General features: G+C 36.9%; 23 protein-coding genes. 9 read left to right on the forward strand and 14 right to left on the reverse strand.

Translation table 11 applies throughout. From position 1 onward, the window contains the following. Positions 1 to 25: 25 nt before the first annotated feature. The 6 genes from ASG38_RS10150 to ASG38_RS10175 all read right to left on the reverse strand — a co-directional run bounded on the left by ASG38_RS10150 (position 26) and on the right by ASG38_RS10175 (position 5,625). Entirely contained in the window at positions 26 to 586 is a 561-nt protein-coding gene (locus ASG38_RS10150) for an L-threonylcarbamoyladenylate synthase (protein WP_056070077.1), read from the reverse strand. Continuing rightward, positions 583 to 1,215, reverse strand: coding sequence for an acetyltransferase (locus ASG38_RS10155; RefSeq protein WP_056070080.1), 633 nt, complete (start codon positions 1,213 to 1,215; stop codon positions 583 to 585). Before ASG38_RS10155 ends, ASG38_RS10150 begins: the two co-directional genes overlap by 4 nt. Further along, positions 1,212 to 2,285: a DegT/DnrJ/EryC1/StrS aminotransferase family protein gene (locus ASG38_RS10160; protein WP_056070083.1), complete on the reverse strand. Its 1,074-nt coding sequence runs from the start codon at positions 2,283 to 2,285 to the stop codon at positions 1,212 to 1,214. Before ASG38_RS10160 ends, ASG38_RS10155 begins: the two co-directional genes overlap by 4 nt. Before the next feature lie 5 nt (positions 2,286 to 2,290). Then, positions 2,291 to 3,427 (reverse strand): hypothetical protein, encoded by a 1,137-nt coding sequence (locus tag ASG38_RS10165; RefSeq protein ID WP_056070084.1) that lies wholly within the window; start codon positions 3,425 to 3,427, stop codon positions 2,291 to 2,293. A gap of 6 nt (positions 3,428 to 3,433) precedes the next feature. Continuing rightward, positions 3,434 to 4,387, reverse strand: coding sequence for a hypothetical protein (locus ASG38_RS10170; RefSeq protein WP_056070086.1), 954 nt, complete (start codon positions 4,385 to 4,387; stop codon positions 3,434 to 3,436). 386 nt (positions 4,388 to 4,773) lie between these two features. Further along, positions 4,774 to 5,625 (reverse strand): glycosyltransferase, encoded by an 852-nt coding sequence (locus tag ASG38_RS10175; protein WP_056070088.1) that lies wholly within the window; start codon positions 5,623 to 5,625, stop codon positions 4,774 to 4,776. Positions 5,626 to 5,735: 110 nt separating this feature from the next. On the opposite strand from ASG38_RS10175, the gene ASG38_RS10180 reads away from it, so the two are divergent. Both ASG38_RS10180 and ASG38_RS10185 read left to right on the forward strand, forming a co-directional pair. Further along, positions 5,736 to 6,494, forward strand: a complete 759-nt coding sequence (locus tag ASG38_RS10180; protein ID WP_056070091.1) for a lipopolysaccharide kinase InaA family protein — start codon at positions 5,736 to 5,738, stop codon at positions 6,492 to 6,494. Positions 6,495 to 6,516: 22 nt separating this feature from the next. Further along, positions 6,517 to 7,329, forward strand: coding sequence for a glycosyltransferase family 2 protein (locus ASG38_RS10185; protein WP_056070093.1), 813 nt, complete (start codon positions 6,517 to 6,519; stop codon positions 7,327 to 7,329). Here ASG38_RS10185 and ASG38_RS10190 read toward each other — a convergent pair. After that, positions 7,326 to 8,387, reverse strand: a complete 1,062-nt coding sequence (locus ASG38_RS10190; protein ID WP_056070096.1) for a glycosyltransferase family 9 protein — start codon at positions 8,385 to 8,387, stop codon at positions 7,326 to 7,328. The genes ASG38_RS10185 and ASG38_RS10190 overlap by 4 nt on opposite strands. A gap of 89 nt (positions 8,388 to 8,476) precedes the next feature. Beyond that, positions 8,477 to 9,292, reverse strand: a complete 816-nt coding sequence (locus ASG38_RS10195; RefSeq protein ID WP_056070100.1) for a 2,3,4,5-tetrahydropyridine-2,6-dicarboxylate N-succinyltransferase — start codon at positions 9,290 to 9,292, stop codon at positions 8,477 to 8,479. Between the two features lie 117 nt (positions 9,293 to 9,409). Here ASG38_RS10195 and ASG38_RS10200 point away from each other — a divergent pair, with 117 nt between their 5' ends. The 4 genes from ASG38_RS10200 to ASG38_RS10215 all read left to right on the forward strand — a co-directional run bounded on the left by ASG38_RS10200 (position 9,410) and on the right by ASG38_RS10215 (position 12,779). After that, on the forward strand, positions 9,410 to 10,147 hold the full coding sequence (locus ASG38_RS10200; RefSeq protein WP_056070103.1) for a class I SAM-dependent methyltransferase: 738 nt from the start codon (positions 9,410 to 9,412) through the stop codon (positions 10,145 to 10,147). 25 nt (positions 10,148 to 10,172) lie between these two features. Continuing rightward, positions 10,173 to 10,754 carry a hypothetical protein gene (locus ASG38_RS10205; RefSeq protein WP_056070106.1) on the forward strand — a complete coding sequence of 194 codons (582 nt, stop codon included), beginning with the start codon at positions 10,173 to 10,175 and terminating at the stop codon, positions 10,752 to 10,754. A gap of 1 nt (position 10,755) precedes the next feature. Next, positions 10,756 to 11,172 carry a Holliday junction resolvase RuvX gene (ruvX, locus tag ASG38_RS10210; RefSeq protein WP_056070110.1) on the forward strand — a complete coding sequence of 139 codons (417 nt, stop codon included), beginning with the start codon at positions 10,756 to 10,758 and terminating at the stop codon, positions 11,170 to 11,172. A 107-nt stretch (positions 11,173 to 11,279) separates the two neighbouring features. Beyond that, entirely contained in the window at positions 11,280 to 12,779 is a 1,500-nt protein-coding gene (locus ASG38_RS10215; RefSeq protein WP_056070113.1) for a malate:quinone oxidoreductase, read from the forward strand. Between the two features lie 48 nt (positions 12,780 to 12,827). Here the strand turns inward: ASG38_RS10215 and ASG38_RS10220 are convergent, their stop codons facing one another. After that, positions 12,828 to 15,050 (reverse strand): FUSC family membrane protein, encoded by a 2,223-nt coding sequence (locus tag ASG38_RS10220; RefSeq protein ID WP_056070116.1) that lies wholly within the window; start codon positions 15,048 to 15,050, stop codon positions 12,828 to 12,830. A 175-nt stretch (positions 15,051 to 15,225) separates the two neighbouring features. Here ASG38_RS10220 and def point away from each other — a divergent pair, with 175 nt between their 5' ends. Together def and ASG38_RS10230 are read left to right on the forward strand one after the other, a co-directional pair. Continuing rightward, the gene (gene def / locus ASG38_RS10225; RefSeq protein ID WP_056070119.1) at positions 15,226 to 15,813 is read left to right on the forward strand and encodes a peptide deformylase; all 588 of its coding nucleotides are present in this window, start codon (positions 15,226 to 15,228) and stop codon (positions 15,811 to 15,813) included. Between the two features lie 38 nt (positions 15,814 to 15,851). Then, complete coding sequence (locus ASG38_RS10230) at positions 15,852 to 16,286, forward strand: DUF5606 domain-containing protein (RefSeq protein ID WP_056070122.1); 435 nt, start codon at positions 15,852 to 15,854, stop codon at positions 16,284 to 16,286. Positions 16,287 to 16,340: 54 nt separating this feature from the next. On the opposite strand, the gene ASG38_RS10235 is transcribed toward ASG38_RS10230, so the two are convergent. The 5 genes from ASG38_RS10235 to ASG38_RS10255 form a co-directional block, all read right to left on the reverse strand. Next, complete coding sequence (locus ASG38_RS10235; protein ID WP_056070125.1) at positions 16,341 to 16,889, reverse strand: PepSY-associated TM helix domain-containing protein; 549 nt, start codon at positions 16,887 to 16,889, stop codon at positions 16,341 to 16,343. Positions 16,890 to 16,975: 86 nt separating this feature from the next. Beyond that, positions 16,976 to 17,407 carry a VOC family protein gene (locus ASG38_RS10240; protein ID WP_056070127.1) on the reverse strand — a complete coding sequence of 144 codons (432 nt, stop codon included), beginning with the start codon at positions 17,405 to 17,407 and terminating at the stop codon, positions 16,976 to 16,978. A gap of 34 nt (positions 17,408 to 17,441) precedes the next feature. Next, complete coding sequence (locus tag ASG38_RS10245; protein ID WP_056070129.1) at positions 17,442 to 17,957, reverse strand: DUF6265 family protein; 516 nt, start codon at positions 17,955 to 17,957, stop codon at positions 17,442 to 17,444. Between the two features lie 71 nt (positions 17,958 to 18,028). Continuing rightward, positions 18,029 to 18,835: a DUF6597 domain-containing transcriptional factor gene (locus ASG38_RS10250; RefSeq protein WP_056070131.1), complete on the reverse strand. Its 807-nt coding sequence runs from the start codon at positions 18,833 to 18,835 to the stop codon at positions 18,029 to 18,031. 1 nt (position 18,836) lies between these two features. Beyond that, on the reverse strand, positions 18,837 to 19,331 hold the full coding sequence (locus ASG38_RS10255; RefSeq protein WP_056070134.1) for an SRPBCC domain-containing protein: 495 nt from the start codon (positions 19,329 to 19,331) through the stop codon (positions 18,837 to 18,839). Positions 19,332 to 19,675: 344 nt separating this feature from the next. Between ASG38_RS10255 and prfA the strand changes: the two genes are divergently transcribed. After that, positions 19,676 to 20,752, forward strand: a complete 1,077-nt coding sequence (gene prfA, locus ASG38_RS10260) for a peptide chain release factor 1 (RefSeq protein WP_056070137.1) — start codon at positions 19,676 to 19,678, stop codon at positions 20,750 to 20,752. The last annotated feature ends 39 nt before the right edge of the window (positions 20,753 to 20,791 follow it).

Raw genomic sequence — 20,791 nt, forward strand, 5'->3', positions numbered from 1 at the left:
AGTTCTGAGAACCGCAAACCGATTGCTATTTTCGGATTATCTTAACCTGGCTGTCTGAAGTCAGTTTGATAATAGCAGAAGGTTTTCCTGTCATCTTTTCTTGCTGCAAATTTACGACATAGTCAACGCCCTTTAAAATCTCGGGGCTAATTTCTTTGTAATTTATAGGGGTAGGCTCTCCGGATATGTTGGCAGAAGTAGAAACAAGAGGTTTTTTCATGCGTTCCAGCAATTTGTAGCAGAAAGGTTCTTTTACGATTCTCATGCCCAAAGTGTTGTCAGGAGCAATCAGGTTTTTGGCAATGTTTCTCGGATTGTCTAAAATCAGCGTTGTCGGTTTTTCAGAAAGGTCTAAAATCTGCCAGGCTACTTCAGGAATATCCTTGAAGACATTATATACCATTCTTTCGCCATTCATCAGGACAATCATCGATTTTGACTCTTCTCTTCTTTTTAGGGCATAGATTTTCGCTACTGCGTCTGGATTGGTTGCATCACATCCAATTCCCCAAACGGTCTCCGTAGGATAAAGAATAATACCGCCTTCTTTGATTACTTCGTAAGCTTTGTGAACTTCTTCGTTCATATTTTTGGAACGTTATATTTAATTATTTTTCCCGGAACACCAACAACAACCGCATTGTCTTCAATGTCTTTTGTGATAACGGCACCGGCTCCTATAGTTACATTTTTTCCGATTTTCAATTTAGGTAAAATTGTGGCATTGGCACCAATTGTTGTAAAAGCACCAATTTCGCAGTTGCCCAAAACTTTTGCACCCGGCGATATTTCTGCAAATTCGCCAATTTTACAGTCATGGTGGACACTCGCATACGCATTGATCAATACGCCGTTTCCAATAAAAGTGTCTGCAGATACAAATGCAAAAGGCATGATGTTCAGTCCTTTTCCTAAAACGGCACTTTTGCTCACAACAGCGTTTTTGGCTATTGCTGAAACAGGGTTGCCATTGTATTCTAAAAACAGGTTGTAAACTTTATTTCTGCTAAAAGGATTGCCAAGTCCTAAGATAAAATCGGGATTTTTTTTGAGTTGGGACCGGGCTTGTTCGGTAGTTTTTAGAATCGGATATGAGAATAAAGAATCTTCAAGGTCGGCACTAACGTTGTCAAAAAAATAAAACGAATCGGGTGCATCGATGGTTAGAACATCGAAAACTTCCTTAGCATGACCTTTTGCTCCAATAATTATCATATGTTTTGATTGATTATAGAAGTAATTTTTTCTAAATCTTCTGTTTTTAATCCCACATACAAAGGAAGGCACATTACCCTTTTTGAAACAGATTCCGAAACGGGCATTTCGGTATTTTTTATAAAATTAACCGTATTCAGGGATGGATAAAAATACCTTCTTGGGAAAATCTGATTCTCGTTTAATGCCTTTTGTACCCTTAACAGTGTTTCTTCAGAATCCAGAATTATAGGATAATAGCTGTAATTCCATTTGGTGTTTTCCCGAATCTTCAAGCCTTGAAGATTGGAAAAGTTTAAATTGGCGTTATAAAAATCGACCACTTTTTTTCGTTCGGCGAGAATGGTATCGATATAAGGCAAAACGGCCAGACCCATAGCAGATTGAAGTTCTGAAATTTTAGCATTGATTCCTAAACCATGAAAATCCAAAGGTCCGTTGTGTCCGAAATTATGGCTGTAATATAATTTATGAAAAAGTTCTTTGTCTTTACAGAAAAGGGCTCCGCCTTCACCCGTATGGAACAATTTGGTTGCATGGAAACTGCAGGTGCTCACATCGCCAAAATTAAAAAGAGACTGATTTTTATATTCTACACCAAAAGAATGGGCAGCATCATAAATGACCTTTAAATTATGTTTTTTAGCGATAGCCTCAATTGCTTCCACCTGACAGGGGTTGCCAAAAACATGAGTAGCCAGTATGGCTGTAGTTTTTGGAGTTATGGCAGCTTCTATTTTGGTTTCGTCAATTGTAAGATATTCGGGGTTGATGTCAACAAAAACAGGTTCGCAATGTTCCCAGACTATTGCTGAAGTTGTCGCAACATAAGAAAAAGGTGTCGTGATGATTTCTCCTCCTTTTCCCAAAAGTTTCAGTGCAATTTGTAATGGAACAGTACCGTTATTGGTGATTAAAATAGAATCAGTATTCAGCCATTCTTTCAGCTTGTTTTCCAATTCTAAGGTCAACTGGCCCCTGTTTGTAAGCCACAAACTATCCCAAGCTCTTTTAACCAGGTTGTTATATTCGCTTTGCGGTGGTAAAAATGTCTGTGTTACGTTTATCATTTTGATTATTTAAAATCAAAGTTATGCAAATAATACTGCTTTATGTTATTCTCAAGCATGTTAAAACTGTATAATTTGTTAACAATGATGTCCAGTTTGTCCTGATATTCTTTAAAAGTTTCAGGATTATCATAATGTTTAATATCATCTGCTATCTTTTCATTCATTTCATCAAATGAAGAATAAAGCGTTGGCAGGTTCTTGAAATCTTCAGTAAAGAAAATCTCATTGTAAACGGCAAATGAAATACCTCCGGAGAAAATAGTTTCTATAAGATAGCCGTCCAATCCTTCTCCAAAAGTAATGACAAATTTGGCTCTTGAAGCATAATCTTTATAGGTGTCATACTTCATGTTTGTTATTTCAACAAAAGTATAATGCGGCAGTTTGGCTTTTAGATTTGCCAAAATTCCCTCTTTTGTCAGCGTACTTGAATTGGGAACCCATTGAATTTTATCTGGGGAATAGATAACCAGATTTTCTTTTTCTCTAAATACCTTTCTATTGTAGGGAGTTGGGCTTAACCAGGCTGAAAAAAGATGAAGCGGCACGCCGTAATAATTTCTTTTTTCAAGTGTAGCATAACGCTTGTGTGCCATGGTCATAGTCGTGTTTGGGAACATTTTCTTGACATTGTCGATTTTTTCAATCGGAGGCATAAAAAGGTCATTCTGGTTGAGCAGGTTGATTTTTATATCTTTTATATTTTCCGTCCATCTGAAAAAAGGAACCATACGTTTGTTCCCTTTATTGAAAGCAGCAATCATTACATCCGGGATATGAATTTCCGCAAAGTCAAGATGGTCAAAATACCTTTCAATTTCTTTGAAAGTGAAAATAATCATTTCGTTTGAAAACTTCCTGTATTTATAGTCGGTTTCACTTTTCCCGGGCAAAAAACTGGCAACCACGTCACATCCGTGAATGTCTTTTAACTTCTTAACAATGTTATAAATGGTGCATATTGACAAAATTCCTCCGTTAATCCTGTCTGTTCCGGAAGGAACAAAAAACAGGATTAGTTTTTTTGTGCCGGAATAATGTTCTTTAAAATATTTTTTTTTGAAGGATTTGTGGTGTCCCTGTAAAAAAAAGCTCTTGAGCTGATGCTGAAATTTATGGAAATCTTTTTTTATTGACATAAATAGCTATTTGTGAAATAAAACATTTTGAATCCAGCCTCTAATCGTGTATTTGTGGTAGATTTCTTCAGGAAGCTTTTCATAGTCGCTTTCAAAGAACGAGGTAGGGATTACCGGATTTTTTTCGTCTATGACCAAAATATTATTGGGATTGTAGAAATCATAATTTACAATATCAGTATTGGTTGTTATGAGTTTCTTTTCTAACCCGATACTTTCAAAAATCCTGAAAGTCAGTCCAAATTGTCCATCTCTTTTGATGTCTAAAAGGGCCCTGGATTTTTCGATAAATTTCGAGACTTCTTCCAATGTAATTCTTTCAAAGAAAAATTCGATTTCGCTCTTCGGGCATTCCTTGTCTCTGCTCAAAACAATAATCTTGTGTTTTATCTGCTTCGACTTTAATTCAGAAATGATTTTTGAAAGAATGGGAAGTCTTTTGTCTTTGGAACAGATATTAAAAACCTGAAAATCAAACGGCCCTTTACTGCTGTTCTTGTTCTCTTCATAAATCCAGTTAGGAGCAAACTTTAAGCCTAATTTTTGACAGTCTTCCTTTTCAAAAGAAAATGCCTGGTCAAATGCAGAAGCAACCCGCTTTATTTTTGGACAACGTGTAGCACTGTCATTAAAAAAACCGATTGACTTTCGCGTATATTTTTTTAATTGCTTTAAATAGCTTTTGTCAATGAAGTCTCCCTTGATGGTCACAATCAAATCCTGCCTCTCACCAATTTGTTCCAGACGCTTGATGATTTCTTTTCCGTAGTAAATGTTTTTAATATTTTTCCTGAAAAAGACCTTCAGGAAAGCATTATAAATTTTATAATAAAAACTTGGGTATTTGTATATAAAATTATGGAAATCAATATGGTGCACAGTGTGACCGTCCTGTTTTAAGACTTTAGCAATTCCTTCATTCAAACCCCAATTGTCAAAACTAATCAACGCAATTTTCATCTATCTCCTTTGTATCGGTTTGCAATAAGAAATTACGAAATAATTTCTTGAAGTGGAAACCTGATTTTGCTTTTTGTTTTTTGTCTTTTGCCGAAATGTTGGTTGCTTCAATTCTCAATATTACTTGCAAAATGCTTGTAAAAAATTTGATTTCCGCAAAGATAAGTTTTTTTAAACGGAAGAAACAAGCGATAGGTGTAATATGTTAAAAAAATCTTAATTAAATTGATAATCAATAATTTGCAGATGTTTTTAATGGGGATTTACCAATTAAGATTAGAATTTAAACAGTAAAAAGCAAAATAACAGTCTTAAAACTGAAACTTGAAAACAAATTCTTAGGAGGTGAGATGCTTGTGATAGAAAAGTCGAATTTCGACTCAAGATTATTTTATTTTATAAACACCCAATGCCTTTTTTATCTTTTTGCTTAAAAGAACCAATTTTACATACAATCGGTTTTTCAAACTCAGGAACATCCAGTTTTTATAGGGAATAAGTTCTTTTTCAATCAGGCTGTTCATTTTCTCTGATACAATAAAATCTTTATTGATATGCGCCCATTTTACATTGTCGTAACCGTCAAACTCATTCACCTTGTTTTTTTCATGAATGATTGACATCCATAAACGCTTGTCTGTAATCTGCGTAATACGGGTTTCCTTTTTCCACAACGTATGGTCGTTAAACCAAACGGTTTTCGGGTTTTCATTTTTTTCAATCAGGCTTATGAAAGGATTGAAAATATGTTCTTTTTTACCTAATATGTAACGGGGTTTTACCTGTAGTGAATAGCCTTTGATAACATCAACAGCCTGATATTCCTGTGACTGAAATTTGCGTTGTACTTCGTTGATGAAATTTTTATGGATGCAATCGTCATTGTCAATTCTTGAAGTAATCAAATAAGGAACATTCTGTGTATCTTCAGAAATAAACTGTTGGATAGCCGGATAAAATTCAGGCATACCATCAATATAAAAGGCTTTGATGTTTGTCTTATCCGAAATCAGGTTAGTTATGGCACTTTTATATTTTTCGGGTGTTGTAGTGTCAAAAAACAGAAGCCAGTTAAAATCCGTATTGGTCTGCGCCACAACAGATGGGAAACAAAAGTTCTCAAAGAGCCACATTCTGTCTTCCATCCACTCGTCGGTCAGTAAGGTTTCGTTATTTTTAGTAACGTTCCAATCAGGATTTCTTAGATTAAACCTAGTAATTAGATAGTGTTTAAACATTTATTGGGTGCTAATTAACCTTTCGGCAATTTTTTTGTAAAATTAAATTAATTATTTGAACTCTAAAATCGAAAATGGTTACTTTTGTGAACAAAATAAGAAAAGCATAAATGCACGAAGTTTACAATCCAAAATTCCTACACCAGAAAGAAGCCATACGGGACTGTATTGCTAATTTTGAGGCTAAAGGTATTTTGTTTGTTGACGGAAAGCGCAACAAAATCAGGCTCTTTGAATTAGATGAGATTACATTGAATGTCAAATCGTTCAAGATTCCTAATTTTATCAATCAGGTAGCCTATAAATTTTTCAGGCGTTCAAAAGCCAGACGCTCTTTTGAGTTTGCCAATATTTTGCTAGAAAAAGGAATAGGAACCCCTCAGCCCATTGCTTATTTTGAAAATTTCAAAAATGTTCTTTACGACAGTTATTACATTAGCGAACAGTTGAATGCAGATTTGACGTTTAGAGAATTGACAACAGATTTGAATTATCCTGACCACGAGAATATACTAAGGCAGTTTGTGCGGTTTTCATTTAATTTACATGAAAATGGTATAGAATTTCTCGACCACACGCCAGGTAATACACTGATTAAAAAGAACGGTGAAGGGAATTATAATTTCTTTTTGGTTGACCTGAACAGAATGCAGTTTCATAAGTCCATGACCTTGAAGCAGCGTATTGTCAATTTATCCAAACTCACACCCAAAAGAGAATTGGTTGAAGTAATGAGCGACGAATATGCAAAGCTTTATGGCAGGCCTTATGAAGAGGTTTTGCAAATGATGATTGTTGAAACGGAATCATTCAGAAACAGGTTTCATAGAAAGAAGCGGCTCAAGAAAAAACTGTTTTTCTGGAAATAATTTTTTTGCATTTAAATAGATTATGAAAGCATCCGTAATAATGAGTACCTATAATTCTGAAGAATGGCTTGAAAAAGTCATATGGGGATTTAGTGTGCAAACTGAACTCAACTTTGAAATTATTATTGCAGATGACGGGTCAAAACCTAAAACCAAAGAATTGCTCGATACGTTAAGACCGCAACTTTCAATGCCGTTAATTCATGTATGGCAGGAAGATAACGGTTTTCAAAAGTCACAAATACTCAATAAGGCAATTGTTGCTTCCAATACAGATTACCTTATTTTTACGGACGGCGATTGTATTCCGAGGAAAGATTTTGTGGAAACACATCTTCATTATCGTGAAAGAGGCTATTTTCTTTCCGGAGGCTATTTTATGCTTCCTATGAATATTTCACAGGCTATCACAAAAAATCATATCCTGCACCAGAATTGTTTTGATGTAAAATGGCTTGTTGGGCGAGGCCTTAAAAAGTCATTTAAAAACACAAAACTTTCTGCTACCGGTTTATGGGCAAAGTTCCTGAACTTTATTACGCCAACAAAAGCAACCTGGAACGGACATAATGCTTCGGGCTGGAAAGACGATTTGGTTGCTATCAATGGCTTTAACCAGGAAATGCAATATGGCGGACAGGACAGGGAACTGGGTGAAAGGCTTTTTAATAAAGGGCTGAAATCAAAACAGATTCGATACAGTGCCATCGTAGTTCACCTCGACCATGCAAGAGGCTACGTAAATGAAGCTACCTGGAAAAAGAATTTTGCTATTCGTGAAAATACCCGAAAAAATAAGGTTATCAGGACGCCAATCGGGATTGATTCCAATTAATTTTTTTTCAGATAACTGTTGAGTTCCGGCAGAATGAGTTCCGGAGTAAAAGACTCGTACAGTTTCATGGCCTGATTTTTCATTTCTTTTGCAGATTTTTTACCGTATAATTCCGGTTTGAAATCTTTAAGATGAACAGAAGCATAATGTATGCCGTCTTCAAACGAATTCCAGGCTTCCTTTTTTATCCATGTAGAAAATATTGTGAATGTAGGCTTGAATAGGGCCTTGGCCATATTTACGGCCCCGCCTTCGTTGCCAATAAGGGCATTGCAATGATAAGTAATCGATAAAAATTCCCGAATGCTTCCCGGAACAATATTAATCTTAATGTTCTTTTGTGTTTCCGGCTGGCACAGTCCGAATATTTTTTTTGCCTGTTCCACCTGTGATGGCATGTAGTTAAACAGAAGCGTAGCGTTGGTTTTGGCAACTATGGCATCAAGCAATTTTGCCATATAAGGAAAAGGATAGGTTTTATTATGACCACTACCCAAAACACCAATCATATAGATTTTATTGGAAAAATCGATGTTGTTTTGAATCAGGATGTCCTTTCCGTTTTTAATTTCTTCTTCTGTCAGGAAAATTTTAGGGCGATTGTCAAGCGGAATGCCCGAAGAAAAAGGCTGTAGCAACAGCATTCTGTTTTCAATAGCCAGACCGGCTGAAGTTTTTGGTTTTGAAAGTTCCTTAAACGTGTCCGTATATAAAAAGTTGGTATAGGACTTATGAAATCCGATTTTCTTCTTTGCGCCTGACATTCCTACAACAAGATTGCTTTCCAGCTTTCCATAGGCATCAACAACAATATCGTATTTCTCTTTTCGGATAGAAACCAGAAAACGCAGGAGCATTTTTTTGCTTTTGCGAAATTCTTCTTTGAAAAGTACCAAATTATCAATATTGGGATTGTTTTCTACCACCGGCTTTGTGAAAGGATAAATCAGGTAGTCAATCTGTGCATCAGGATAAATAGTCCTTAAGTTGTTGCAAAGAATAGAACTGGCCAAAACATCGCCTATCATTTTCTGCTGGATTACAAGTATCTTTTTCATGAAAATTGTATGAATTACAAATTAATAATTAGGAATTACGAATTATGCCAGGCAGGTTGTTCGTAATTCCTAATCTCAATTCCTAATTATTATACCGCTACGTCGTATTCTCTCAGTGCGTTGTTTAAAGAAGTTTTCAAATCGGTAGAAGGTTTTCTTTTTCCGATAATTAAAGCGCAAGGAACCTGAAATTCTCCTGCAGCGAATTTTTTAGTATAACTGCCCGGAATCACAACAGAACGTGCTGGCACGACACCTTTCATTTCTACAGGCTCATCACCGGTCACATCTATAATTTTTGTAGAAGCTGTCAGACAAACATTAGCGCCAAGAACTGCTTCTGTTTCAACGCGAACACCTTCAACTACAATACATCTCGAACCAATAAAAGCACCATCTTCAATGATTACGGGAGCAGCTTGTAATGGCTCTAAAACACCGCCAATTCCTACACCACCGCTCAAATGTACGTTCTTGCCAATCTGGGCACAACTACCTACGGTAGCCCAGGTATCGACCATCGTACCTTCATCTACATAAGCACCAATATTGACATAACTTGGCATTAAGATTACACCGCTTGAAATATAAGCACCATGACGGGCTACAGCATTAGGAACAACACGAATTCCTTTTTCGGCATAGCCTTTTTTCAAAGGCATTTTGTCATGATATTCAAAGATTCCTGCTTCAAGGGTTTCCATTTTTTGAATAGGGAAGTACATTACAACTGCTTTCTTTACCCATTCATTAACTTGCCATCCACCGGCAATTGGTTCAGCTACGCGTAATTTTCCACTGTCTAGCAGTTCGATAACCTCACGGATTGCTGTTGTTGTTTTTTCTTCCTGAAGCAGGGCTCTATTTTCCCATGCCTGCTCTATAATTGTCTGCAAAGTGCTCATAAAATTTGATTTTCAGCAAAGATATGTTTTTTTCGTTTTCAACCCTGCCAGAGTTTCAAACTCAGGCAGGGTTGAATAAATGGATTTTACGTAAATTTGTAAGACACACTATTTCCTATGAAAGATAATTTTTCAAATCAAGCTTCGGAGTATTCAAAGTTCAGGCCATCTTATCCGCCGGAACTTATTGAACATATCGTTTCGTTTACGGAATCGAGAGAAATGGCATTGGACGTGGCCACAGGCAATGGGCAGATTGCCCAAAAGCTATCTGAATATTTCCAGACCGTATATGCTACGGATATCAGCGAAAATCAATTGCAGCATGCCAAACAATTATTAAATGTAATTTACAAAAAACTTCCTGCAGAAAGAACCGATTTTCTGGACAAGCAATTTGACCTGATTACGGTAGCCCAGGCAATACATTGGTTTGATTTTGGCCAGTTTTATGCGGAAGTATATCGCATACTAAAACCCAACGGAATCTTCGCAGTAGTTGGTTATGGGCTTTTCAGTACCAACGAGGAATCAGATAAAATACTTTCTGATTTTTATTACAATATTGTAGGTCCATTTTGGGATGCTGAACGAAAATACCTGGACGAGAATTATCAAACGATTCCTTTTCCATTTGAAGAATTGGAAACGCTTCATTTCCAGAATAAATTTACGTGGACTTTCGAACAGTTGGTAGGTTATCTGGAAACATGGTCAGCGGTAGAACATTATAAAGCGCATAACAACGAAAATCCAATCGATTTGATTCGCAAGGAATTGGAGATTTCATGGGAAGCAGGAGATAAAACGGTTGTTTTTCCAATGCTTTTGAGATTAGGGAAATTAAAAATGTAATTTTACGCAGCCTAATTTTTGATTTATGAAAATATTGATTCCGTTGTTATTGGTTTTCTTGATAATTTCCTGCAAGAAAGAGGAAAGTTCGTCTTATGAATCTATGGAAGATATTAATAAAAAGATAACCCAAAACAAGCCTTTTTTTGATTTTGATGAAGTAATACATTATCAGATTCCAATTGACGAGAATGAATATTATGATTTGATTTTAGCAGATACAATTTCTGAAAAAGGTAAAATATTTGAATTTTTATTAAGAGAGCCTTGCCCGGAAACTAAAGAAGAAAAAATAAAGTTCAAAGAAGCCATTAAATCTGTTGATAAAGTAGAAAATACTGCTATCAATCCTAAGTATTATGATGAGCTGAGAACGCAGATTTTTGCAGAAAAGAGATGTAACCAATTTTTTATTGCCGCTTGCGACCCTATTTACAGAGATATCTTTATTTTTAAAATGAATAAGGAAGAAACAGGAATGGCAAAGATTTGTTTTAAGTGTGGATTATATAGTTTTTCAAATAAATCTGCAATTGTAGACTGTTTTAATATGAATGGCGAATTAAGCAGGCTTAAGAAAATAATTTCAGAAAATAAGAAAAATTAAAATGCCAAGGATACTAGCTATAGATTACGGACTAAAACGAACCGGAATTGCCGTTACAGACGAAATGCAGATTATTGCTTCCGGACTAACAACTATTCCTTCAGAAACAGCCATCACTTTTCTCAAAGATTACTTTGCTAAGGAAAAAGTAGAAAGAGTTTTGATAGGAGAACCCAAACAGATGGATTATACACCATCTGAAAGTGCCAAACTGATTGAAGCTTTTGTGGAAAAATTTAAAAATAATTTTCCAGACCTGCCATTTGAAAGGGTAGATGAGCGTTTTACATCAAAAATGGCGTTCCAGACCATGATTGATAGTGGGTTAAAAAAGAAACAACGTCAAAATAAAGCCCTGATAGATGAGATTTCGGCAACGATTATGCTTCAGGATTACTTATCCAGAAAAAAATTCTAGATTTTATTTTTATTTTATTAAAAAACCTGTTTGTAATTTAAAATAGATATAAATAACAAAGTTTTTTGTTTCTTTCAAAGTATCTTTGCACGACAAAAATTTTTGTGATGGCAACTACAACTTTAAGAACAGAAACGGATGTGGTTCTAATTGGCGCCGGAATCATGAGCGCTACTTTAGGTTTATTGCTTAAAGAACTGAATCCCAATATTAAAATTGAAATTTATGAGCGGCTTGACATGGCTGCGGCCGAGAGTTCTGATGCATGGAATAATGCGGGAACAGGTCACTCTGCATTTTGTGAGCTCAATTATACTCCGGAGCTTGCAGGTGGAGAAATCGATACCAAAAAAGCTGTAAAGATTGCAGAATCTTTTGAAGTTTCGAAGCAGTTTTGGGCCTATCTGGTTGAAAAAAATCTTATCTCCAATCCTGAAAATTTTATCAAGAGTATCCCGCATATGAGTTTTGTTTGGGGTGAAGAAAATGTGGATTTCCTGAAAAAAAGATATGATGCGCTTCAGCAATACAGTCTTTTCAAGGGAATGGAATATTCAGAAGATAAAGATAAAATACGTTCGTGGATGCCATTGGTTATGGAAGGCAGGAATCCAAAATCAGTTATTGCGGCTACTTCAATGAAAATTGGTACCGATGTGAATTTTGGTGAACTCACCCGAAGTATTTTTAATTACCTTAAAACATTAGAAGGTGTTAGCATGAAGTTCCATCATGAAGTGAAAAGCCTGAAAAAAGGCGAAAATGGAAGATGGCAGATTAAGGTGAAAAATCTGGAGACAGGTGATAAAACCAAAATCAGTACACGTTTTGTTTTTATTGGAGCCGGAGGTGGTTCATTACCGTTACTTGAAAAAGCAGGTATTCCGGAAGGTGATGGTTTTGGAGGTTTTCCTGTAAGCGGTCAATGGTTGAAATGTGTCAATGAAGATATAATCGCAAAACACAATGCCAAAGTTTACGGTAAGGCTTCTGTAGGTGCTCCGCCAATGTCAGTTCCGCATATCGATACCCGTATGATTGATGGTAAAAAAGCTTTATTGTTTGGGCCTTATGCAGGCTTTTCTACTAAATTCCTTAAAAATGGCTCGTATTTGGACTTGCCGCTTTCTATAAAACCGAATAACCTGATTCCGATGCTTTCAGCCGGATTCCATAACCTGCCTTTGACAAAGTATCTGATTGACCAGGTGCGTCAATCTCCTGAAGACAGACTTGAAGCTTTGAAAGAATATCTTCCGGATGCCAGGATGGAAGACTGGGTTTTGGAAACTGCAGGCCAACGCGTACAGGTTATCAAAAAAGGCGAGAATGGGGGAGGAGTATTGGAATTTGGAACAGAAGTAGTAACAGCGGGTGATGGTTCGTTAGCCGTTTTGCTAGGTGCGTCTCCGGGAGCTTCAACCGCAGTTTCGATTATGCTTGACCTGATTCAAAGATGTTTTTCTGAACACGAAAAAACAACAGAATGGCAGAAAAAGTTAAAAGAAATGGTTCCATCGTATGGAATCTCATTAAATGATAATGAATCTCTGCTTCAGCAGGTAAGAGAACATTCTGCTAAAGTCTTGAAATTAGATACGTTGTAAATAAATAGAAATTATACAAAGAAGCCTGAAGCAATTGTTTCAGGCTTTTTATTTGGTCTGATGCAGCAGCTTGGCCGCTTTGACAATACTTTCAGAAAGGTTGGTCAACCAAACCAGTTGTTCGATAACCAATTGGGCTTCCTGCATTTTAAGCTGGAATTCTTCATCTTCTGAAAGATGCGCTTCCTTTAATTCCTTGGCACGCATATTCTTTAATTCGGTAAAGCGCATGGCCAAATCTTCATTCGTTTCGGTTTGTGCCAATGTGCCGGAAACCTCCAAATCAGCAAATGTGATGGCATAATTCAGATTTTTGATTACCGTTTGGACAACTACATTGAAAGCTTCAGATGCTGTCGATGTTTTATGCGTCTGTATATAAGTTCCTAAAGAAGCCAAAGAAGAAAGCAATGTGTGGTTTAAGACGGCAAGTTTGTAAACCTGCTGCACCTGTTTCTGTTTGGATTTGGGTTCCTGGGTCATACGTTGAAACGAGGCCATCAGGTTACCAACTTCAATGAAGGCATTTTTTCGCGCGATTCGGTATGAGGTTGTTACTTCTCCTTTGTTGTTATAGAAAAGAGAAATTTCGTTGAGATAATCACGATTGGCTTCAATGGATTTTTTAATATAAATAGGCTGGCTCATAAATTCCCATGATGGCCAGAAGAAATAATTGGCCAAAAAGGCAAGGCCTGCCCCTACAACAGTATCCAGAATACGGTATTGGATGACATCGTTAATATTGGGGGTAATGATTCCGTAAACAAAAACAACATAAATGGTTACAAAAGTAGCACCTACTTTATAATTTATCGAGGTAAAGGTAAAGCCTAAAATCATCGAAGTAATAGCTAAAGCACCAATGATAATGTGATTATGGATAAACAGCAGTAGGGCAAAAGCAATAAGTCCGCCGACCACGGTTCCGATAATCCTGTGGAACGAACGCTCTTTGGTCAATCCGTAGCCCGGACGCATGATAACTACTATAGTCAGCAATATCCAATATACATTTTGAAAAGGGAAAAGGCTTCCTAATAAAAATGCAAGCATAATTGTGGCCGTCAGCCGTAACGAATGGCGAAATATGGTTGACGAAAAACTCAGGTTTTCACGGAATGTGCTCCACGGATAATATTGTGGAGTCAGTAATTTGTCAAGATTCTTATCTCTTCCTTTATAATCGTTCGTGTTGAAGTTGGGCATGAAGGCACGCTCCACAATCTTGATTTTTTCAATCTGCTTTTCCGCATAATGCAGCATGTTGGAAAGCATCCAAACGCCTTCGGAAGCTTTTTCCTTTCCCAATTCCTGCTCGTAGTCTGAAATTACTTTTTCGAGCGCTTCAAGGTCTTTTAGCAGCGAATGCTTCGGGACATATTTTTTGCGATTTTCCAGGCTTTTAAAAATTGCTTTTAAAGTAGAAGCAAGGTTGTAGGCCAGGTGCTGATAGGTAGCCAGGACTTTTGGATGGTCTGCAAATTTTTGATGCAGTTTATTATGGTCAAATGAGGTCGATAGTGCCAATTCCAGAATTTCAAGCAGTGAAATAAAAACCAGGGTCATCTTTCGGGTCTGGTCTGAAGTACCGTTGGAATGGCTTCGGTTTCGTATTAAAATTTCCCTTAGGTTTTCATGGATTGTGTTTAATTCTACCTGAAGGTATAACTGCTTTTCGATAATTTTTTCGCGGGGTGAATCAATCTTCCATAAATCACCACGCAATTTCATATACTTTGAAGTCAGCCGCAAGCATTCGGCAACCTGAAGTTCGATATAGCGGTGCGGTCTGATGTAATTAAATGTCAGGGATATGAGAAGGTAAAACAGACCGCCAACAAACATTAGTCCTGAATATTGGAGCATTTCCCATCCATCGTGTATGTGGCCAAAAGCAAGGCAGATAGATAAGAGGGCTGAAAATGAAACCTGAGTCGCCCGTTGCCCATAAACCGAAATCATGGAAAAAAAGAAAATCATTACCGCCATAGCCGGATACAATATCCAGGGTTGCGGATAGAGCAGGTTAACGACCAGATTGTTCCCGGCTACAATCAGAGCAGCAACGAGAATACCATTTATACGGTGTTTTCTGTTGCTGGGAATATCGCTCGGATAGGTCAAAAAAGCACCTAAGGCAATATTAAAACCAATTTGGAAATTACCTGTATAAGAGAACAAAAGCACAGGAATAGCAGCAGCCAATGTCACTTTTAAGGCATTGGAAAAATTGGTGCTATCGGTAAAATTTCGGACTTTCTGAATCATTGCAAAGCGGTTACTAGCAAAGATAGGGATTGATAAACATTTTCGGAATTAAAAAAATAAAGATTTAATGCTTTTGATGTTATTAAAAGATTACCGTCTATAATCTTTTTTCACTATTTTTGCCCTCTGATTTTGCAGAGATTCTGCTAATTCTTTATAATTCAATACGAAAGAAATGATTTTACCAATTATAGGATATGGCGATCCGGTTTTAAGAAAAGTAGGTGAGGAAGTGCCACAGGATTATCCTAACCTGAAGCAAGCGATTGCAGACATGTATGAGACGATGTATAATGCTTATGGAGTAGGTCTGGCAGCGCCTCAGGTAGGACTTAGCCTTCGACTATTTGTTATTGACACGGAACCGTTTAGTGATGATGAAGATTTAGAGGAAAAAGAGCGTGAAGAACTGAAAAACTTTAAAAGAACCTTCATCAACCCAAAAATGCTTAAAGAAGAAGGGGAAGAATGGGGATTTAATGAAGGATGCCTGAGCATTCCGGAAGTCCGTGAAGATGTGTACCGAAATGAAAGAATCACTATTGAATATTTTGATGAAGATTTCAATAAGAAAACGGAAGAATTTGACGGATTGATTGCAAGGGTAATTCAGCATGAATACGACCATATCGAAGGAATTTTATTCACAGATAAAATATCTTCACTAAAAAAACAGTTAATAAAGAAAAAACTTCAAAACATTATGGACGGAAAAACACGTCCGGATTATAAAATGAAGTTTGTTGCCAAAAAAGGCAGATAAGAAGAACAAATTAATTTCAATTATAAAATATCTTTAAAATGAATTTAGACAAAATATTGGCCATTTCTGGCAAGCCGGGCTTATACGCACTTAAACTTCAAACCCGTACCGGTTTTGTTGCCGAATCATTACTTGACGGAAAGAAAATTACGGTTGGTTTGAGAAGCAATGTCAGCCTGCTTTCAGAAATTTCTATTTATACAAATGAGCAGGAAAAACCGTTGGTTGAAGTAATGAGAGCTATTGCTGTAAAAGAAGATAACGGACCTGCCTTATCGCATAAAGAAGACAATGCTAAATTGGCTGCTTATTTTCTTGAAATCTTACCGGACTATGATCAGGACAGAGTATATCCGTCAGATATCAAAAAAGTTTTGAACTGGTACAATATGCTTCAGGCAAAAGGCCTGGTTTCAAAAGAAGCTCCTGCACCAAAAGTTAAGGAAGAAGTAACAGAAGAAAATTCAAACTAATTCTTCATCAAAAAATAAAAAACCTCGTTTAGAAATAAACGAGGTTTTTTTATTTTAGCTCAATAAGAAGAGAAACAACAGCGGAAACACAATGCCGGCTATAGCGAGTTTCCAGCCTCTTTTCTTAAAGGTAAATTTTCCATAAGGAATCATCAGGGCACCGGTAACCGCAATTACAATTAATGAAATACCAAAAATATCAGAATAATAAATCCACCATTCTGAAGTGTTTTTGTGTAGTTTCATAGCATGGCTGATGATTGGTGTTTTTTTGAACGCGACAATTTCTCCTTTTCCTGTTTTCATATCAATTTCCACATCGTGGTTTTCAAATGAAATCTTCAAAGTTCCTTTTTTGATAGAATGGCGTCTGATTTTATCATCAATGCCGTGTTCTTTTCCTAAGGATTCAGCATATTTTTCGCTAATCAGTTCTTCTGGCGGTAGCTTTACTTCAATGTTTTTTGTTTCAACGGTATATTTTTCCGGATGCCAGCTATCTCTGTGATTCATCAATATTCCGGAAAAGGCAAAAGAAATAATCAATCCAATGTAAAAATAGCCTAAATCACGGTGCAGGCCTCTTATTTTTTGTTGCTTCATGTTGTTTTTAAAAGATGGCGCAAATATAGTTCACTTTTTCCAGCACAGGGCAAAAAAAAGCCCCGTTTTGGCGGGGCTTAAGGTTTTTATTTTTGCTCATAATCGTAATTCACCATCCAGAGGATACCGAATTTGTCAACAAACATTCCAAATAAAGCGCCCCAGAAAGTTTTTTCCAAAGGCATGGTTACTTTTCCGCCATTGGAAAGTCCGTCGAAAAGTTTTTTAGCTTCGTCTTCGCTTTCTGTATTGATGGAAACTGAAAAATTCGTTCCTGCAGTAACAGGCTGTTGTCCGAAAGCCTCGCTCGTATCACTTCCCATGAGTATTGTTTCTTTGCTGATTGGCAATGAAACGTGCATAATCAAATCTTCTGTTCCGGCTGGAAGTGGTTGTTCAGAAGGCATATCTTTAAACTTTCCGATATAGGTAAATTCTCCGCCAAATACGGATTTGTAAAATAGGAATGCTGCTTCACAGTTTCCATTAAAAGTAAGATAAGGATTTACTTGTGCCATGTTGGATTGTTTTATTGTTTTTGTTTGTTCAAACTTACTGAACTTTTTTCATTGCAAATTGTTCCGATTTCGTTTTTCCGTCTTTCATTCCGGAAATTTCAGCTACGATGCTGTCTTTTGTAATTTGGTTGTAAGTAATCTTGTTTGGGTAATCGTGCTTCGGGTTCTCGAAAATAAGCTGCTTGTCTGAAGAGGATGTCAGGGCAAATTCTACAGGCTTTTCATCGTTTTGATTTCTTACTGATACTTCATAAATCAATTGATTTTCTTTTTGCCAAAGTTTTACGATTTCTCCAAATACGGTGTCCTTACCAATGACAAAATAGCTTTCTCCGTGAAAAGTAGAATCGTTTTCTTTGGTCCATATCTCAGAAAGATTGCCTTCTTTGGAATTATTTTCCCAACGTCCTAAAAACCAATCGGCTTTTTTGATTTCGGCATAAGTTTTTGGAGTAGCTTCAACGGGAGGAAGCTTTGAATCATGGGCTTCTTTACAGGAAGTGATTCCTAAAGTTGCCAAAACAGTCAGTGCATAAATAGTTTTTTTCATAAGATTGATTTAGTTTACAGGAAACAAATATGAATCAATGTCGATTGATAAAATTGTAAAAAAACGACTTTCTATTCTAAATTGAAATATTTTGCCATTTCAAGATTTTCCGAAAAGTATTTTTTCGGATTCAGGCCTGTAAAATATGTGAAGTCTTTTATGAAATGGGCCTGGTCGTAAAAACCGCCGTCATAGGCTACATTGGTAAAATTTCTAAAATCTTTGTTTTCAATGAGCTGTAAGGCATGATTGAACCGTATGATTCTTGAAAATAATTTCAGGCTCAATCCTACGTTGGAAAGAAATTTACGTTCCAGGTGACGTTGCCCGGTTTTTAGATTAGCTGTCAGTTTTTCTATTGAAATCATTCCTTCGGATAGGATGATTTCATTGACACAGCTTTCAATTGCATCCGTGTCGGTGGTATTTTTGAGATGGTTCTCAAGGAAATTTTCGATAACCCGAATGCGTTCTTCATTATTCTGGCAACAACCCATTTGTTCTTCCAAAGAACTGCTGTCTTTCCAGATTTTTGAGAGCTCCACAAAAATTCCGGTCAAATTGCTGACAGGAAAATCAATAAAAGGCTGTAATCCGGCGGGTTGAAACCGGATGCTGAAAATACCAACTTTGCCGATTCCCTGTACTTCAATGAATTTTTTTAACTGACCGTGTATAAAGTTTTTTGGTTGTGTTTCGGCTCCGTTTTTAGTGTAGGTGACAAACAGGTCGCCATGATTAAAAATCAGTTCAATACAGCCGTCAGGAAAAATACGTTCTCTTGAATGCGGTTCCAAATCATCAAGATTGTCGAGGCTCCAATAACAGCGGATGTATTTTGACAGCCTGTCATTTGGTGAAAAAACATGGTAGTTCATCTTAATTATTTACCATTGGATAAGTGTTTTCGTTTTTATTTCTCAAGTCCAGACCACCTTCATATACTGATTTCAGATTAACCAGATAAAAACTCCAGCCCGTATGGCATCCCAGACGGATATTCCTTTTTGAATTTTCATCAGTCGGAATGTTTTTTTGTGTGAGTTCCACCAATACATAGCCGTCTTCTTGCGTAAGTTGGATATCGACAAGACAATTTCCGGCAAAAGTAAACTGCAAATAATCAGTGCCGTTGGCCTCAGTAATTTTTCCTTTTTCGACATCGTCATACAAAAACCATCGCCATTCATAGGTGGCCTCTTTTTCGACGGCTGTTTTCGAATCGAGCTGTTTGCCATTTGGGTCAAAATAGGAAGCATTGCTCAAAAACCATCTTTCAATTTCTGAAGATGTGGTCCAGGCATTGTAAAGTGTTGAAAGGCTAGACTTTATTGCAATTTTTCTGGTGAATTTTGTCCAGTCGAAATTTTCCATACAAGAGTTTTTAAAGACTAAAGTAAGTAAAAAAAACTCAATTGTTTATCAGAAAACTTGCTTTGCGATTTTGTGTGAAATAGTTGCTCGCAAAGGCGCAGAGCCACAAAGTTTTTTAAGAACAAATTATTGACATTACCGGTGTGGTTTAGACTTCTAAAATCCACGTAATTGTTTTAATATGATAATCCGTGGCCTAAAAACAATGAAATGAACCGTAAGAAAACCGGCTTTTCTTTGTTTGGTATAGACTTCCTGACAGACATAAAAACTCAATCTCAAGCCCGATGGAACGTAAACAATTTTTTTGTAAATTTGCACTCCAATTACATAAGGAAGAAAAGATGTTAGATAGATTGCAGATTGTAAAACAGCGTTTTGACGAGATTTCGGATTTGATTATCCAGCCGGATGTCATTGCCGACCAAAAGCGTTATATTCAATTAAACAAAGAATACAAAGACTTGAAAGCGCTTGTAGAAAAGCGTGACGAGTATGTAAATATAATGGGCAATATTGATGAGGCAAATGAAATTATTGCTGACGGTAGTGACCCGGAAATGACCGAAATGGCGAAAATGCAGTTGGATGAAGCCAAGCAGAGATTGCCGGAATTGGAAGAAGAAATCAAATTTTTGCTAATCCCGAAAGACCCGGAAGATGCGAAAAACGTAATGGTTGAAATCCGTGCCGGAACCGGTGGGGATGAAGCCAGTATTTTTGCAGGTGATTTGTTCCGAATGTATACCAAATATTGCGAAAGTAAAGGTTGGAGAACTTCGGTTGTGGATATGAACGAAGGAACTTCCGGAGGTTTCAAAGAAATTATTTTTGAGGTTACCGGTGAAGATGTTTACGGAACTTTAAAATTTGAAGCAGGTGTACACCGTGTACAGCGTGTGCCGCAGACCGAAACCCAGGGACGTGTGCATACTTCTGCGGCAACTGTAATGGTTTTGCCAGAAGCGGAAGAATTTGACGTTCAGATTGACATGAATGACGTTCGTATTGATTTTTTCTGTTCGTCAGGACCTGGTGGACAGTCAGTAAACACGACAAAATCTGCTGTTCGTTTGACGCACATTCCAACAGGATTGGTAGCCCAGTGTCAGGATGAAAAATCACAGCATAAGAATAAGGATAAAGCATTTACCGTTTTGCGTTCCCGTTTGTATGAGCAGGAATTGGCTAAAAAACAGGAAGAAGATGCTCAAAAACGTAGCTCTCAGGTAAGTTCAGGAGACCGTTCTGCAAAAATCCGTACGTATAACTATGCCCAGGGTCGTGTAACCGACCACAGAATTGGATTGACGTTATACGATTTAGGAAACATCATGAACGGAGATATCCATAAGATTGTTGACGAGCTTCAGCTGGTTAGCAATACAGAAAAATTAAAAGAAGCCAGCGAAGTATTCTAAAAATAAACAAGCCTCATTATTGGGGCTTTTTTTATAAGA

Origin of the sequence: Flavobacterium sp. Leaf359 (genome assembly GCF_001423985.1) — a bacterium.
GTDB classification, from domain to species: Bacteria; Bacteroidota; Bacteroidia; order Flavobacteriales; family Flavobacteriaceae; genus Flavobacterium; species Flavobacterium lindanitolerans.